This is a genomic window from Dyadobacter fermentans DSM 18053 (genome assembly GCF_000023125.1).
GTDB classification, from domain to species: Bacteria; Bacteroidota; Bacteroidia; order Cytophagales; family Spirosomataceae; genus Dyadobacter; species Dyadobacter fermentans.
The window spans coordinates 478,669-494,686 of sequence record NC_013037.1 but is presented as its reverse complement, the minus strand read 5'-3'; the positions used below and the strand labels follow the sequence as shown (position 1 = coordinate 494,686).

Below are 16,018 nucleotides of genomic sequence, written 5' to 3'. Positions count from 1 at the left end.
AATGCATATTTCACATCGCCAGCACTTTTTCGACCATCTGGCGCAGACTTCCGATTTTCCCCTTGCACTCGAAATTGAAAGAGCGGAGGGCGTTTATATGTACGGTCCGGACGGTAAATCGTACATGGACCTTATTTCCGGCATCGGCGTGAGCAACGTCGGCCACCGGCACCCGAAAGTGCTTGAAGCCATTCATAAGCAGCTCGACAAGCACATGCACCTGCTCGTGTACGGCGAATACGTGCAAAGCGCGCAGGTACAACTTGCAAAAGCATTAGCCGACACCCTGAAACTGAATGCCGCCCACCCCTCGCCTTTCGGCCTGATCGACAATGTGTATTTCACTAATTCGGGCACCGAAGCGGTGGAAGGAGCTATGAAACTGGCTAAACGATTTACCAAAAGGCGGGAATTTATTTCCTGCTACAATGCCTACCATGGCGCTACGCAGGGCGCATTGAGCCTGGCTGGTGCGGAGTTTTTCAAACGAAACTTCCGGCCGCTGCTACCGGGCGTGAAGCACATTCGTCACGGCTATTTACCTGATTTAGAAAAAATTACCACCGAAACTGCCGCTGTGATCATCGAGGTGATCGGCGGAGAATCGGGCGTTCGTGTGCCGGATGCGGACTACTTAGTGGCATTGCGCCGGAAATGCACCAAGACAGGCACTTTGCTCATTTTAGATGAAATTCAAACTGGCTTCGGCCGGACGGGAAGCTTTTGGGCATTCGAGCAACATGGAATTTACCCGGACATTTTGCTGAGTGCAAAAGGAATGGGCGGCGGCATGCCGATCGGGGCTTTCATGGCTTCCCAGGAGGTGATGAAGGTACTGAAAACCAACCCAATACTTGGCCATATCACCACTTTTGGCGGGCACCCGGTGAGCTGCGCGGCATCGCTGGCTGCTTTGAATGTAACCATCGATGAGCGCCTTCCCGAAGGAGCAATCCAAAAGGGTGAACTATTCAAATCCCTGCTGATTCATCCCGAAATCAAGGAAATACGGGGAAAGGGCCTTATGCTTGCGGCGGAAATGGAATCGTTCGACAAGCTGAAAGCGACCATCGACCGATGCATTGAACTCGGCGTCGTTACCGACTGGTTCCTTTTTTGCGATAATTCCATGCGCATTGCCCCACCGCTGACCATAACCGAAGAGCAGATCCGCGAAGCATGTGCGACCATTATCAATGTCCTGAATTCTTGAATCATATGAACTATTCCATTCAAAACGACCATTTGAAAATTGCCGTACAGGAAACCGGCGCCGAACTCTGCCAGATCCAATCGACCGTTACGGGCAAGGATTTCCTCTGGAACGCCGAGCCATCGGTTTGGTCCAGTTATGCACCGGTGCTTTTTCCGGTTATCGGGGCCATCAAGGATGGTTTTGTAAAATACAAAGGCAATGAATATCCGGTACCGCGCCACGGGATGGTCCGCAACAACGCCAATGTAAAGCTGACTAACCAAACGACTGACAGTCTTACATTTACTTTAAAATACAGCGAAGAAACGCTTGCCATTTACCCGTTTGAATTTGAATTTCAAATTACCTACCGGCTGGAAGGCAAGCGCATTGTCGTAGATCACAAAGTGCTCAACCACGGCGATTCAGAAATGCTCTTCTCCCTTGGCGGTCACCCGGCATTCAAATGCCCGCTGCATGAGGATGAAGTTTACGAGGACTATTACCTTGAATTCGAAGCCATCGAAAACGACTCGACCTGGCTTTTAGAAAAGAACGGACTTGTAAGCAAGACCACAAGGCCGGTTTTGGAACATACCAACGTGCTGCACCTGAACACCCATCTCTTCGACAACGATGCACTGATTTTCAAGCATTTGATTTCAAAACAAGTCAGTTTGAGAAGCACGAAATCGGGGCAGGTAGTCACTGTTTACTATAAAGATTTCCCCTACCTCGGCATTTGGGCAAAGCCAGGCGGCCATTTCGTATGTATAGAGCCGTGGCTCGGCATTGCGGACAATGCGGATTCGGACCAGAATTTTGAGACGAAGGAAGGGATTTTAAAACTGGAAGCGGGCGGTACGTTTGAGGCAAGTTTTGCAATAGAAATCAATGAGTAACCTGTCGCCAGAACAGTTGAAACTGCTTGATTTTATCACAAAAGCCTATCCGATGTCAGTTAAAATGGCGTCGGAAGTTTCGGAACGGTTCTACCCGCTGCAAATTAAGAGGGGCGATTTTCTGCTGAAAGAGGGCGCCATTTCCAACGAATACGTTTTTCTGACCGAAGGATATATGCGGTCGTTCGCCACAGATCCCGACGGCAACGATATTACGACCAGCTTCCATGGCCCGCAACAGGTTGTTTTTGAGATAACTTCGTTTTTCCACCGCGTTCCCTCGCGCGAGAACATACAGGCGCTTACGCATTGTGCGGGCATCGCGATCACGTACGCGACGCTCAACGAGCTGTTTCACGCATTACCGGAATTCCGCGAATTCGGAAGGAGCATCCTCGTCCGGGGATTCTCCAATCTCAAATCCCGCATGCTCTCGACCATCACTGAAACCGCTGAAACCCGGTATTTGCAGCTACTTCAAAGCAGCCCGGACATCTTTCAGCACGCCCCGCTCCGCACCATCGCCTCCTACCTCGGCATTACCGATACCTCCCTAAGCCGGATTCGAAAGGAAATTTCGGGGAAATAGTCGGTGCGGGCGTTGATGGTCATCTATGGTCACGCCTGGTCATTGGTAGTCATGTGTGGTCATATATGGTCGTTGATAGTTGAGGCTTGGACATTCATCGCAGGAGGTTACCATTGGTTGTCATTTGGCAAGATTCTTCGTCGGATGATTGGTTTAATTCGTGTCAAAAATCAATCATCGCTATGACTAACACTGCATTTATCCTCCCTACATTGTTTATCGTAACCGTCATCGTTACCTGGACCATACTTTACCGCGCCATCGACGCTCCGAAATTCCTGTGGTTTCTGCTACTTGCTTGGATGCCGCTGCAAATCCTGCTGAGCGCCAACGGCTTTTACCTCAATACTACCAGTATGCCTCCGCATTTTGCCCTGGCGATCGGGCCGCCTCTATTTTTAATTGTGTACCTGTCACTTCTCCAGCGTCGTATGTTAGTTACCAACAGCTCATTGAAATACCTGAGCTTGCTCCATACCGTTCGCATTGCGGTAGAGCTGGTGCTGCTTTTTCTATTTCAAATGGGGGAAATTCCCAAACTGATGACATTTGAAGGCAGTAATCCGGATATCCTTTCCGGCATCACCGCTCCATTGGTTTGGTTGGCTTATCGAAAGGGGCTTGTAGGCAACAGTGGTTTGCTCGTGTGGAACATCGTTTGCCTCGGTTCGCTGCTCAACATCGTAGTCCGCGCCATTCTCTCCGCGCCTACCCCGTTTCAGCAATTCGCATTCGATCGGCCTAATGTAGGGGTGTTGAAAGCGCCGTACGTTTTGCTACCGGCATTCATTGTGCCTGCGGTGCTGTTCTCGCATGTTGCGGCTATTTTGAAATTATCCTGCGGTGTTGTTATATCCCTACGGGATTTACGTTAGAGGTGGCGTACGTCCGATTCGCTACCATTGTTACGTCGCTACGCGACTTGGCTCCCGACTGCTAACGCCCGGTATCCGTCAAATTAGAGCCATCAATGCCGTTAGGCATGTAATACTGGTAGCAACGCCGCAATACCCGACTTGCGCGAAATGCCGTCAGGCATGTAACAACCAATCGCACCTTGACAGGATGCTGGCAATCAGAGCTCAATCGCTAACAGATCACTACCCAACCTGTGCAAATTTCCAGACAAGCTCGTATTCCCTTTTGAGTCCGGCCGGTATGTTCTTGTCATCGAATGACTTCACAATTTCAATGCATTCGAAAATCGATTGCTTTACTTCCTGCATGGTCTCACCGCAGCCGAATATTTTGTGAACATTGTCAGCACAGGCACAAAATAGATCCTCATTTCTTTCAACAATTACGTAAATCGCCTTCATGTGAAATGTTTAGGTTGATGAAAAATGGGACTTTGACAGCATACAAACAAAAAAGGCCCCGTCACCGGGGCCTCTCACTCTTTCACAAATCAGCGATTATCAAACGGTCGCTTCGATTTGAGCATTCAATTTATCTTCAAGGGTTGTTTTGGGAACAACGCCTACTACTTTATCTACCAACTGGCCGCCTTTGAAGATCATTAGCGTTGGGATACTGCGGATACCAAATTTTGCAGGTACCGACGAGTTCATATCCACGTCCATTTTACCGATAACAGCCTTGCCTTCGTATTCGCCGGCGAGTTGCTCTACAACTGGTCCGATCATCTTACAAGGTCCGCACCACTCAGCCCAGAAGTCAACAAGTACTGGTTTTTCGCCCTGGATCAGTTCATCAAAGGTGCTATCGGTAATTTCAAGTGCTTTTCCCATGTTTTAAGTGTCTAAATGTTATTTATCAATCTGGGTTAATAAGGATTATTACTATCTAAAAGTTCCAGATTTAAATGATTACAAATTAGTTTAAGGAGAATTTCACGCCGTGGAAGCCCCTGAGCACCTTAAACAGCTCATTACTAGGCGCTACACGGTAACCGCGCGATAACATTTCGACTTCCAGGTGCGTCTCGGGGTCCTTTACCGTCATGCTTACCTGGCACCCGCCGGGGTAGCTTCCGAAGGTTTCGTTGAGCACATGAATGAACTGTGCGTCGATTTGATCCAGCGTAAGGTTGATCTTGATTTTCCTGCACATTTTCTCCATGATCTCAGGCAGGAGCTGGATTTGCGAAATCTTGAATTCAAACTGGTCTTCCTGCTTCCAGCGGTTCTGGACTTTTCCTTTAATGTACAGAAATTGACCTACTTGCAGGTAATTTTTGAAACGGATATAATCCTCCCCGCCGATCAGCATTTCCATCGCGCCCTGGTAATCTTCTATCTTGAAAATCATGAACAAGCTGCCGTTTTTCGACATCCGTTCCTGCGCACTCGTGACAATCCCCGCCACATTAATGTCTTTGCCATAATACTTCGGCGCGCGTTCACCCTCATTGATTTCCATCACCTTGTCGAGCGTGCAGTTGCAGAAGTTATCGAGTTCCGCACGGAATGTGTCCAGCGGGTGACCTGAGATGTAGAAACCTACTACCTCCTGCTCGTAACGCAGTTTTGCCAAGTCGTCCCACGGACCAATGTCTGCTGCTTTGGGCTTGGCCAGCGTGGAACCGCTATCGCCGAGCATTCCAAAGAGCGACGCCTGCGCCGACGACTTTTCCGCATGGTAATTGTTGGCGTAGCGGATCAGCTTTTCAATGAACGTGCCGTTTTCCCCCTGTTCAGCTGTGAAATATTGGGCACGGTGATAGTCGGTGAAGCAGTCGAATGCACCCGCGTACGCCAGGCTTTCCAGTGTCTTCTTGTTGACGGTACGGAGGTTAACCCGGGTCATAAAATCAAAAACATCTTTGAACGGGCCGCCTTTCGCGCGCTCCTCAATGATGGATTCTACCGCCGCGTCGCCGCTGCCCTTTACGCCCGCAAGCCCGAAACGGATCTCGCCTTTTTTGTTAACGCTGAACTGCCGTTCCGATTCATTGATATCCGGCCCCAGAACCGGCAAACTGAGGTTTTTACATTCCTCCATGAAGAACGTGATCTTATCGATACTGCCCAGCGAACTGGTCAATACCGCCGCCATATATTCTGCCGGGTAATGCGCTTTCAGGTAAGCCGTTTGATAAGCAACAAATGCGTAGCATGTCGAGTGGGATTTGTTGAATGCGTATGACGCAAATGCTTCCCAGTCGGTCCATATTTTTTCCAGCTTCTTTGCGTCGAGGCCCTTTTCGGTACCGCCTTTCATGAAGTCGCCTTTGAGCTTGTTCAGCGTCTCGATCTGCTTTTTACCCATCGCCTTCCGCAGTGTATCCGCCTGGCCTTTGGTGAAACCTGCCAGTTTCTGCGACAAAAGCATCACCTGCTCCTGGTACACTGTAATACCATAAGTATCAGCCAGATACTCTTCCAGTTCAGGCAAATCGTAGGTTACCTCCTCCTGCCCGTTTTTCCGGCGGATGAAGTTCGGAATGTAGGCAATCGGACCGGGACGGTACAATGCGTTCATCGCGATGAGGTGCTCAAAACGGTCGGGGATGAGGTCGCGCATGTACTTCTTCATCCCGTCGGATTCGAACTGGAAGATCGCGTTCGTCTCGCCGCGCTGGAAAAGTTCGAAAACCTTCGGGTCGTCGAGCGGCACGTCGTCAATCACAATGTCATGCCCGTAGTTGTTCTTAATCATCCTGAGGGCCTCCTTAATGATCGAAAGGTTTCGAAGGCCCAAGAAGTCCATCTTGATTACGCCTGCATCCTCGATAATTTTCCCCTGATATTGGGTGATCAGAAAATCGGAGTCCTTGGAGGTACTTACCGGGATAATTTCCGTCAAATCGCTCGGTGCGATGATGATACCTGCGGCGTGGATACCGGTGTTGCGCACGGTTCCTTCCAACCTCCTTGCTTCCTGTAAAACACTGGCTTGCAAATCATTACCCACAGCAATGGCACGCATCCGCTTCACGTTTTCCAACTCGTCGGGCGAAATGCCTTCTTTTTTCATAAGACTGCCCTCGCCTTCCAACGGCGCTGTGAAAATGCGGTTGAGCGTCATGTTGTACGTCGGCTTGTCGGGAACCAGCTTGGCGAGCATGTTGGCGTCCGGCAATGGCAGGTCCATAACGCGCGCCACGTCCTTGATCGCCGATTTGGCGGCCATGGTACCGTAAGTCACGATCTGCGCCACCTGGTTGTAGCCGTATTTTTTCACCACATAATCAATCACCTTCTGACGCCCATCGTCGTCGAAGTCGGTATCGATATCGGGCATGGAGATACGGTCGGGATTGAGGAAACGCTCAAAAAGGAGATCGTACTTGACGGGGTCGATGTTGGTGATCCCGATCGCGTAAGCCACTGCCGAGCCCGCGGCCGAACCACGGCCCGGACCGATGAAAACGCCCATTTTGCGGCCAGCATCAATAAAATCGGCCACAATAAGGAAGTAGCCGGGAAAACCCATGTTACGGATCGTTTGCAGCTCAAAGTTGAGCCGCTCTTCGATTTCCGGCGTTACCACGTCGTATTTTTTCCGCGCTCCCTCGAACGTAAGGTGCCTCAGGTATTCCCATTGGTTCAAAACGTCGGCGGTGAGCTCCTTTTTCCCTACCATTTCCGACAATGTATGCGTCTTGAACTCGTCGGGAATCGGGAAGTTGGGGAGCAGAATGTCTTTGCGTAGATCGAGCGTTTTGATTTTGTCTACGATCTCGTTGGTATTGTCCAGCGACTCGGGCAGGTCGTTGAACAGTTGCAGCATTTCGCTGGTTTTTTTGAAATAAAACTGGTCGTTATAGAATGCGAAGCGCGAGCCTTTTGGAATACCCTTCTCATCGTCAAAATCCTTGGCCGATGGCGTGCTCTGCTTGTCGCCGGTGTTGATACAGAGCAAGATATCATGCGCATTCCAATCGTCGCGATCGACATAATGCGAGTCGTTCGAGCAGATGATCTTCACATTATACTTGCGTGCAAACTTGATAAGCACCTCATTCACAATGTACTGATCGCGAATGTCGTGCCGCTGCAATTCCACATAAAAATCATCGCCGAACAAATCCAGCCACCATTTGAATTCGCGTTCGGCAGCCTCCTCGCCCTGGCGGATGATCGTCTTCGGAATAATGGCACCGATACAGCAAGTCGTGGCAATAAGCCCCTTGTGGTATTGCACGATCAGATCCTTATCGATCCGAGGGTACTTTCCATACATTCCCTCGATAAAGCCCAGCGAGCACATTTTCACCAGGTTTTTGTACCCGATCTCATCCTTCGCCAGCAGCAGCTGATGGTGCCTAACATCCTTTTTGTCCTTGGTAAACTGCCGCACGTGCCGGTCTTCCACTACATAAAACTCGCAACCGACGATCGGCTTAATGCCCTGCTTGTTCCCCTCGGCCACAAACTCGAACACCCCGAACATATTGCCATGGTCGGTGATGGCGACGGCGGGCATATTGTCCTCCTTGGCCTTTTTGAACAGCTTTTTGATATCGGCAGCACCATCGAGCAGCGAGAACTGCGTGTGACAGTGCAAATGGGAAAATTGCATATTAAATGGGTTGTAATGGGTATTGCAGGGTAATCGCGTCCGGGTCAGCGTTGCGGATCAGTGCTCTTCCGCCTCTTCGTACAATACATAATTCATATAATCGGTAAAGGGTTTCAAAAGTTGGATGCCTTTCAAAACCTGATCACCGAAGTCTTTGGAAGCCACTTCCTTATCGGTATAGCGATGCATAAAAAACAGCTGTTTGCGTTTCAGCAGTTCAATTTCCGGATGGTCTTTGGAATAACCTTTCGGCATGGTTTTCAGACTATCACCATGAATTTCAGGAAAATACGCATGAAATTCCTTTTCTCCGATGATCGCTTTCAGCTCTTGTGCATTATAGTCGATCTCCTGGCGGAAACGCGCCAGCTGCTCGGTAGTAACTTCCCACATGCCGCCCCCCAGGAACGTCTGGTCGCCCGGCTGCACTTGCAGGTAATAGTCAATCTTGCCCGAACTTTTCCCGCCCGGACCGATACCCGCTGCCAGGTTCTTCTTGTATGGGTCTTTGTTCTTGGAAAAACGCACATCGCGGTAAATGCGCAGCATACAGTCCTTGACCTGCACATTGCCCAGGTCCTCAAACTTGCCGACCTCGGCGATGAGATAGCCGACGAGCTTCTCCATATCGGCCTTCGCGGCCTCGTATAATTTCTTATTTTCCTGAAACCACTCCCTGTTATTGTTTTCTGCTAATTGACTGAGAAAGTGCAGCGTTTTAGAATCCATGTCGTGTTGGTGAAGGTATAAAATTCAAATTTACTACGTTTTCTGGTTCAATTTAACGAATTTTGGGAAGTAGTTAAGGGCAAAGTTCATCTGGAATCGCTAACCTGTTGATAGCTATGAATGTGCAGTATTTGTCGAATGAGAACGGAGAAAGAACTGGTGTTTATATCTCTTTGAAAGATTGGGAGGATATCCAAAAGAGGCTGGGAGAAACAGACTTTTGGGACGAACTGCCTGACCATGTGAAGGATGGAATAGATCGAGCGCAGAAACAGGCAATGGCAGGTCAGACGAAGCCTCACGACGAAGTTATGGCCAAGTACAGCAAGTATTTATGAGCTTACCCATTCATTGGTCGGCCGAGGCAGAAGATACCTTTGATGAGATCATCACACACTTAGAACTGAATTGGTCTGAAAAAGAGGTCCGGAAGTTCTTTCGGACAACCAGGGATGTTCTGAAACAGATATCGTCGTTTCCCTTGATGTACAAAGCTTCTAAATCAAGACAGGAAATACGCAGAGGGTTTCTCACAAAACAATGTTCATTGTTTTACGAAATAAAGGAGGATCATATTCTTTTACTTTATTTCTGGGACAACCGCCGCAATCCAACATCACGTAACTAAGTATCAATAGTAATAAATGGCCAGAATCCTAACAGGCATTCAAAGCAGCGGGCGACCTCACCTGGGTAACATCCTGGGAGCCATCAAACCTGCGATCGAACTCTCTAAAAACCCACAGAACGAATCTTTTTTCTTCATTGCCGACCTCCATTCGCTCACCACGCTGAAAAACGGCACTGAACGCGTCGAGTACGTCCGCGCCATTGCCGCTACGTGGCTCGCATTCGGTTTCGACTATAAAAAGAATGTTTTCTGGCGGCAGTCGCGCGTGCAGGAGCATACCGAGCTGGGCTGGTACCTCAACTGCTTCACGCCGTTCCCGATGCTGGCCAATGCGACGTCTTTCAAAGACAAGTCTGAGAAACTGGCCGATGTGAATGCGGGACTCTTCACCTATCCGGTTTTGCAAGCGGCTGATATTCTGCTATATAATGCCAATATTATCCCGGTCGGGAAAGATCAGAAGCAGCACCTTGAAATGACCAAGGACATCGCCAACAGATTCAATATCCTGGCCGGCGAGGAAATCCTGGTGCTCCCTGAGCCGCAGATCGACGAGCGCATTATGACCATTCCGGGCCTCGACGGGCAGAAAATGAGCAAGTCGTACCATAACTACATCGACATTTTCCTCCCCGAAAACGAACTGAAAAAGATCACCAAAAAGATCCTATCCGATTCCAAAGCGCTGGAAGAGCCCAAAGATCCCGATTCCGACATCACTTTCCAGCTTTACAGCCTTGTGGCAAGCGAAGCGGATGTCGAAACCATGCGCAGCAACTACGTCAATGGCGGCTACGGTTACGGCCATGCCAAGCAGGCGCTTTTTGAATGCTTTATGGACGTTTTCGCCGAGCCGCGGCGTATTTTCAATTATTATATGGAAAATACCGAAGAGCTCGAAAGCATTCTTGTCGAAGGCGAGGCCAAAGCCCGCGATATCGCGCAGGATACGATCGGAAAGGTTCGGAAAGTACTCGGTTTCAGTTCATGACGGACGCCATTCAAAGCATCGTCCGCGCCGATCAGGAGTTGTTTTTATGGCTCAATGGCCTGCACACGCCCTGGCTCGATACGCTGATGTACTGGATCACGTTCAAATACACCTGGATTCCGCTCTATATCCTGCTCATTACACTCACCGTCCGCGCGGAAGGCTGGAAAAAGGGCGGCTGGGTGGTGCTGACGGTAATCCTGGCCGTGGTGGTGGCCGATAAGATCACCTCGGGGTTTATGAAACCCTATTTCCTGCGCCTGCGCCCCTGCCACGACCCGACGATCAACACGGTGATGCACCACGTGACGGATTGTGGCGGGTTGTACGGCTTCGCGTCGTCGCACGCCTCCACGAGTTTCGCATTGGCGGTGGCATGGTTCGGGCTGCTTCGAAACAAAGTCCCGCAAATGGCGTTTCTATTCGTGTGGGCGCTTGTTTACGCATATAGCCGCATTTATGTGGGCGTGCATTATCCGCTCGATATCCTCGTCGGAGGGCTTGTGGGAGCGCTTACAGGATACTGCTTTGTGCAGCTTTATTATATTTTTTTAAAAAGATACTATCTTAATTAACCGGTTTTATTTAATTTTGCGCAAATTTTAGTTTGGCCATGGGCTCATTCAATACAGTAAAAATATTTTCGGGGAGTCAGTCCGAATATTTGGCCAAAGACATTGCCAGGTATTATGGTAAAGAGCTGGGAGGCTACACGTTGCGCAAGTTCAGCGACGGTGAATTGTCCCCTAGTTTCGAGGAGTCGATCCGGGGTTGTGACGTTTTTTTGATCCAATCCACATTCCCTCCGGCCGATAACCTGATGGAGCTGCTGCTGATGGTGGATGCGGCACGTCGCGCTTCGGCGCATTATGTGACGGTGGTAATCCCCTATTTCGGCTATGCCCGCCAAGACAGAAAGGACAAACCGCGGGTGGCGATCGCTGCGAAAGTCGTGGCAAACCTGCTCACAGCTGTGGGCGTCGACCGCGTGATGACCATAGATTTACATGCCGGACAAATCCAGGGTTTCCTGGACCTGCCCGTTGACCACCTCGAAGGAACCTCGATTTTTGTTCCTTATATCAAATCCCTGAACCTCAAAAATCTTCTGATCGCATCACCCGACGTGGGCGGCGCTGCCCGTGCGCGGAACTTTGCCAAGTTCCTCAATGCGGACATGATCCTCTGCGACAAGCACCGCAAACGTGCCAACGAAATCGCGAGCATGCAGGTGATCGGTGATGTGGAAGGCATGGATGTGGTACTGGTAGATGACCTGATCGATACGGGAGGAACGCTTTGCAAGGCTGCTGAAATTATCCTCGATAAGGGCGCCACTTCGGTGAGGGCCATCAGTACGCACGCGATCATGTCGGGTAAGGCGCATGAAAATATTGCCAACTCGGTGCTCGAAGAGCTGATTGTAACAGATACAATTCCTCTTAAGCAACATAATGAAAAAATCCGCGTACTGTCTGTTGCAGAAATTTTTGCAAAGGCAATCGGGCGGATCCGCGATCACGAATCTATTAGTTCATTGTTTATAAATAATCAGTAAATTTTCTTTTATTTAACTTTATTCTAAAAAATTCTTATGAAAAAGCATGAGATTGTAGGGTTTAAAAGAGCGAATCTCGGCAAGGTGGAAGCACAAAACTTGCGCGCTCAAGGGTATGTTCCATCGGTGCTGTACGGAGGCGACGAACAAGTGCATTTTTATGCACCCAACATGTTGTTCCGTGAATTGCTTTTCACACCGGATATTTTTAACGTTACCCTGAACATCGAAGGTACCGAGTACAATGCGATTCTTCAGGAAACACAATACCACCCCGTTAACGATGCGCTGATCCACGCGGATTTTCTGCAAATCATTCCCGGAAAGGAAATTAAAGTTGAAGTACCTATCAAATTGACTGGTACATCCACCGGCGTAATGAAAGGGGGCAAAATGAACCAAAAACTGCGTAAATTGCGCGTACAAGGTCTTGCGGAGAACATCCCTGACTATGTAAATGTTGATGTAACAGAGCTGGATTTAGGAAAATCTGTTAAAGTTGGTGCACTGAAAGCTGAAAATTTTGTTATATTGACAGCGACAAGTAATCCGATCGCATCAGTTGATATCCCACGTGCGCTTCGCGGTACACTTGGCAAGTAAGTATTTTATTTTTCATGGCTAATAGATGCAAACGTGCCGACCATTGGTCGGCATATTTGTTTATAGCCAGTTCCGGATTTGTTCAACCAGTACTTCATTGATCCGGACGTAACTTTCATGTGTCCAGCCTGCAATGTGCGGTGTAAGCACAACGCGGTCCGACGATTTCAGATAATCAAATACCTCCTGCTGCTCCGGCGTCAACTTCCCGATCTTTTCATTTTCGAGCACATCCAGGCAAGCACCTTTGATTTTTCCGCTTTCCAGCGCACTGGTCACTGCTTTTAATTGCACCACTTCGCCTCTGGATAAATTCAATAAATAGAACGGCTTGGCAAATGCGCTGATGAATTCATCGTTCACGAGTTGGCGGGTAATGTCGGTCAGCGGGATATGCAGGCTGATAATGTCGGCCTCGCGCTGGATTTCTTCAATCGACGATTCTGCCGCAAACGCATCGCCGTACTGATCACGGTACTTGTCATACGCAAGTACTTTGCAGCCAAAGCCGCTGAGCCTCTTCGCGGTAGCCGAGCCATTGTTCCCGTAGCCGATCAGGCCCACTGTTTTGCCCATGAGCTCCACGCCCCTGTTACCCTCGCGGTCCCAGATGCCGTTTCTAACCTGCTGGTCGGCGCGTAAAATGTTGGTGAACAATGCCAGCAGCATGCCGAGCGCATGTTCCGCCACGGCATCGCGGTTGCCTGTGCCGGCGTGGAAGACTTCAATGTTCAACTCCCTGGCCACATTCAGGTCGATCAGGTCGAGGCCTGCGCCGGCCCGCGCGATAAAACGGAGGTTTTTCGCGTTTTCGAGCATTTCCCGGTCCAGGAAAGTCTTGCTGCGGATCATGAGCCCGTCGTAGGCAGGCAATGCATTCTTTATGTCTTCTCTTTTGTATTGAGGATGGTAATCATAGTCCCATTTTTGCGCTTCCAGCATCTCGAATAATGACGGATGCATGGAGTCTGCGATCAGGATTTTCATAGTAGCACGGGATTTTTTGTAACTTGCCGGTTGAACCGTCCGGCAAAAGTAATACAGAATTACGCAGCAGAACACATACCACAGCATTTACCTACATGAGCGAACAACACAGTGATAAACCGGTTATCGGGATCACAATCGGCGATTATAACGGCATTGGCCCGGAAGTAATCCTTAAAGCATTAGAGGGAAACCAGTTAGCAAAATTGTGCACACCTATCATTTACGGCTCCCTGAGAGTATTGAACCAGTACCGCAACCTGCTTGAAATGAAAGACTGGACCCTGCACGGTATCCAGAAAGCCGAACAGGCCAACCATAAATTGACGAATGTCATTACCTGCTGGCACGATCACCAGACCGAAATCCAGCCCGGAAAGATCACCGCAGAGGCCGGTCAGGGTTCATTTGCTGCTTTAAAACGTGCCGTGGAGGACCTGAAAGAGGGCAGAATCCAGGCACTCGTCACAGGCCCCATTAATAAGGACAATATCCAGAACGACGATTTTAAATTCCCCGGCCACACCGAATTCCTCGCGCAATCTTTCGAAAAGGACGACGCGCTCATGTTTATGGTCGCCGGCGACCTGCGTGTGGGCGTGCTCACGGGCCATATGCCGCTCCAAAACGTACGCGAGCACATTACCCCCGAAAAGCTCTCAGCCAAGATCGAGCAGATCCTGCAATCATTGAAAGGTGATTTTGGTATAAAAAAACCTAAACTGGCTGTACTCGGCCTGAACCCGCATGCGGGCGAAAACGGCTTGCTGGGCTCCGAAGAAATCGAGATCATCCAGCCGGTAATCAAGCAATTCAAGGAAAAAGGCCACCTCGTGGTAGGCCCCTTCCCTGCCGACGGCTTCTTTGCGGCCGGAACTTACCGCCAGTACGACGCCGTGCTGGCCATGTACCACGACCAGGGCCTCATCCCGTTTAAAACGCTCGCATTCAACGAAGGCGTGAACTTCACGGCCGGGCTGCCGGCGGTGCGCACTTCGCCCGACCATGGAACGGCTTACAACATTGCCGGAAAAAACGTGGCCGAACCCGGCTCGCTCTTGCAGGCATTGTACCTGGCCTGCGACGTGTCGCGCTTCCGCACTTTCAATGCTGAAATGGAAAAGAATGCGCTGATCTCTAAACCACAACCATCCGAAAGCCAGCACCCGGCCAAATCCGGCGGAAAGCAGCGATTTAACTAATAACGCACATCCTTATGTTGAAATCAATGACCGGATACGGTGTATCCAACATCGAATCCGATTCAATCAATGTCACGGTGGAAATCAAGACATTGAACTCCAAATTCCTGGATATTTACTGCCGCGTGCCGCGCAACTATTCCGAAAGGGAAATCGAAATCCGTAACCTGATCACCCAGTCGCTCGAACGCGGAAAGGTGGAATTCACGCTTACGGTGCAGCCTGTGGGTAAAGCCATCGCATCCACGTCCGTGAACAGGGCGCTTGTGAATGCCTATTACGAGGACCTTTCCGAAACGGCGACCAACCTGGGCTTTGCGCCCGACGGGACGGAATTGCTCCGCATTGCGCTGCAAATGCCGAATGCTTACAATAACGAAACGGTGGACGAATCGAGCCGGGAAAACGACTGGGCGCAGATTAAAGTGGCGGTGCTGGAAGCGTTGCGCAAATGCACGGTTTTCAGAGAGCAGGAAGGCCGCATGACCAGCGACAAGTTTGCCGAATACATTAAAACGATCCAGACGCTGCTCGACCAGGTGGCTGAGCAGGACAAGACCCGCATACCGGCCGTTCGCGAGCGCCTCGAAAAACAGGTGCGCGACCTGCTCACGGACGATAACTTCGACCCGAACCGCTTCGAGCAGGAACTGATCTATTATGTCGAAAAATTCGATATTTCAGAAGAAAAAATCCGTCTTGCCAACCACCTTACCTACTTCATCGAAACGATGAAGGCTTCGGAAAGCAATGGTAAGAAGCTGAACTTCATCGCGCAGGAAATCGGCCGGGAGATTAACACCATAGGCTCCAAAGCTAACGATGCCACCATCCAGCACCTGGTAGTTCAGATGAAGGACGAGCTCGAAAAGATCAAGGAGCAAACCATGAACATCATCTGACGCCGGAAGAGCGGCTTCACTTCTTATTCAGCCAACCACATCCGCACGCTCGCGCAGCAATGCGCGGCTGCACGGGTCATGCACAATGCTGCATTGCGCATGACCACTCATTGCCACTCCACACACCCGTACACCTGCCGCGTAGCCGCTGAGCTGCGGGCCGGCATCCGCGTAAGCTGGATGCCGTCGTACACATATTACATAAAAGACTATATTTTTGTAAGTAAAGGTTATCAGGCACC

At 49.9% G+C, this 16,018-nt stretch carries 16 protein-coding genes; 12 read left to right on the top strand and 4 right to left on the bottom strand.

All coding sequences use genetic code 11. The annotated features are described in order from the left end of the window. Window position 1: 1 nt before the first annotated feature. The 4 genes from DFER_RS02135 (at window position 2) to DFER_RS02120 (ending at window position 3,561) form a co-directional block, all read left to right on the top strand. Window positions 2-1,213, top strand: coding sequence for an aspartate aminotransferase family protein (locus DFER_RS02135; RefSeq protein ID WP_012780050.1), 1,212 nt, complete (start codon window positions 2-4; stop codon window positions 1,211-1,213). Between the two features lie 5 nt (window positions 1,214-1,218). Then, window positions 1,219-2,097: an aldose 1-epimerase family protein gene (locus DFER_RS02130; RefSeq protein ID WP_012780049.1), complete on the top strand. Its 879-nt coding sequence runs from the start codon at window positions 1,219-1,221 to the stop codon at window positions 2,095-2,097. Window positions 2,098-2,149: 52 nt separating this feature from the next. Then, the gene (locus DFER_RS02125) at window positions 2,150-2,686 is read left to right on the top strand and encodes a Crp/Fnr family transcriptional regulator (protein WP_229206151.1); all 537 of its coding nucleotides are present in this window, start codon (window positions 2,150-2,152) and stop codon (window positions 2,684-2,686) included. A 182-nt stretch (window positions 2,687-2,868) separates the two neighbouring features. Then, window positions 2,869-3,561 carry a DUF8737 domain-containing protein gene (locus DFER_RS02120; RefSeq protein ID WP_012780047.1) on the top strand — a complete coding sequence of 231 codons (693 nt, stop codon included), beginning with the start codon at window positions 2,869-2,871 and terminating at the stop codon, window positions 3,559-3,561. A 543-nt stretch (window positions 3,562-4,104) separates the two neighbouring features. On the opposite strand, the gene trxA is transcribed toward DFER_RS02120, so the two are convergent. The 3 genes from trxA to DFER_RS02100 form a co-directional block, all read right to left on the bottom strand. Beyond that, the gene (gene trxA, locus DFER_RS02110) at window positions 4,105-4,437 is read right to left on the bottom strand and encodes a thioredoxin (RefSeq protein ID WP_012780045.1); all 333 of its coding nucleotides are present in this window, start codon (window positions 4,435-4,437) and stop codon (window positions 4,105-4,107) included. A gap of 85 nt (window positions 4,438-4,522) precedes the next feature. Next, window positions 4,523-8,173 (bottom strand): DNA polymerase III subunit alpha, encoded by a 3,651-nt coding sequence (gene dnaE, locus DFER_RS02105; RefSeq protein ID WP_012780044.1) that lies wholly within the window; start codon window positions 8,171-8,173, stop codon window positions 4,523-4,525. 57 nt (window positions 8,174-8,230) lie between these two features. Beyond that, window positions 8,231-8,902: a DUF2461 domain-containing protein gene (locus tag DFER_RS02100; RefSeq protein ID WP_012780043.1), complete on the bottom strand. Its 672-nt coding sequence runs from the start codon at window positions 8,900-8,902 to the stop codon at window positions 8,231-8,233. Between the two features lie 116 nt (window positions 8,903-9,018). Between DFER_RS02100 and DFER_RS30015 the strand changes: the two genes are divergently transcribed. From DFER_RS30015 to DFER_RS02070, 6 genes are read left to right on the top strand one after another with little or no spacing between them, the layout of a single operon-like run. Continuing rightward, window positions 9,019-9,240 (top strand): hypothetical protein, encoded by a 222-nt coding sequence (locus tag DFER_RS30015; protein ID WP_012780042.1) that lies wholly within the window; start codon window positions 9,019-9,021, stop codon window positions 9,238-9,240. Continuing rightward, window positions 9,237-9,530 (top strand): type II toxin-antitoxin system RelE/ParE family toxin, encoded by a 294-nt coding sequence (locus tag DFER_RS30815; protein WP_012780041.1) that lies wholly within the window; start codon window positions 9,237-9,239, stop codon window positions 9,528-9,530. Before DFER_RS30015 ends, DFER_RS30815 begins: the two co-directional genes overlap by 4 nt. A gap of 16 nt (window positions 9,531-9,546) precedes the next feature. Further along, window positions 9,547-10,524, top strand: coding sequence for a tryptophan--tRNA ligase (gene trpS / locus DFER_RS02085; RefSeq protein WP_012780040.1), 978 nt, complete (start codon window positions 9,547-9,549; stop codon window positions 10,522-10,524). Further along, window positions 10,521-11,099 (top strand): phosphatase PAP2 family protein, encoded by a 579-nt coding sequence (locus DFER_RS02080; RefSeq protein WP_012780039.1) that lies wholly within the window; start codon window positions 10,521-10,523, stop codon window positions 11,097-11,099. The genes trpS and DFER_RS02080 overlap by 4 nt, the downstream gene beginning before the upstream one ends. Before the next feature lie 38 nt (window positions 11,100-11,137). Beyond that, on the top strand, window positions 11,138-12,082 hold the full coding sequence (locus DFER_RS02075) for a ribose-phosphate pyrophosphokinase (RefSeq protein WP_012780038.1): 945 nt from the start codon (window positions 11,138-11,140) through the stop codon (window positions 12,080-12,082). A gap of 36 nt (window positions 12,083-12,118) precedes the next feature. Further along, on the top strand, window positions 12,119-12,685 hold the full coding sequence (locus DFER_RS02070) for a 50S ribosomal protein L25/general stress protein Ctc (RefSeq protein WP_012780037.1): 567 nt from the start codon (window positions 12,119-12,121) through the stop codon (window positions 12,683-12,685). 60 nt (window positions 12,686-12,745) lie between these two features. Here DFER_RS02070 and DFER_RS02065 read toward each other — a convergent pair whose 3' ends face one another. Then, on the bottom strand, window positions 12,746-13,759 hold the full coding sequence (locus DFER_RS02065) for a 2-hydroxyacid dehydrogenase (RefSeq protein ID WP_012780036.1): 1,014 nt from the start codon (window positions 13,757-13,759) through the stop codon (window positions 12,746-12,748). Between the two features lie 8 nt (window positions 13,760-13,767). Between DFER_RS02065 and pdxA the strand changes: the two genes are divergently transcribed. Both pdxA and DFER_RS02055 read left to right on the top strand, forming a co-directional pair. Continuing rightward, window positions 13,768-14,874: a 4-hydroxythreonine-4-phosphate dehydrogenase PdxA gene (pdxA, locus tag DFER_RS02060; protein ID WP_012780035.1), complete on the top strand. Its 1,107-nt coding sequence runs from the start codon at window positions 13,768-13,770 to the stop codon at window positions 14,872-14,874. Window positions 14,875-14,888: 14 nt separating this feature from the next. Next, window positions 14,889-15,776, top strand: a complete 888-nt coding sequence (locus DFER_RS02055; protein ID WP_012780034.1) for a YicC/YloC family endoribonuclease — start codon at window positions 14,889-14,891, stop codon at window positions 15,774-15,776. Window positions 15,777-16,018 lie beyond the last annotated feature (242 nt).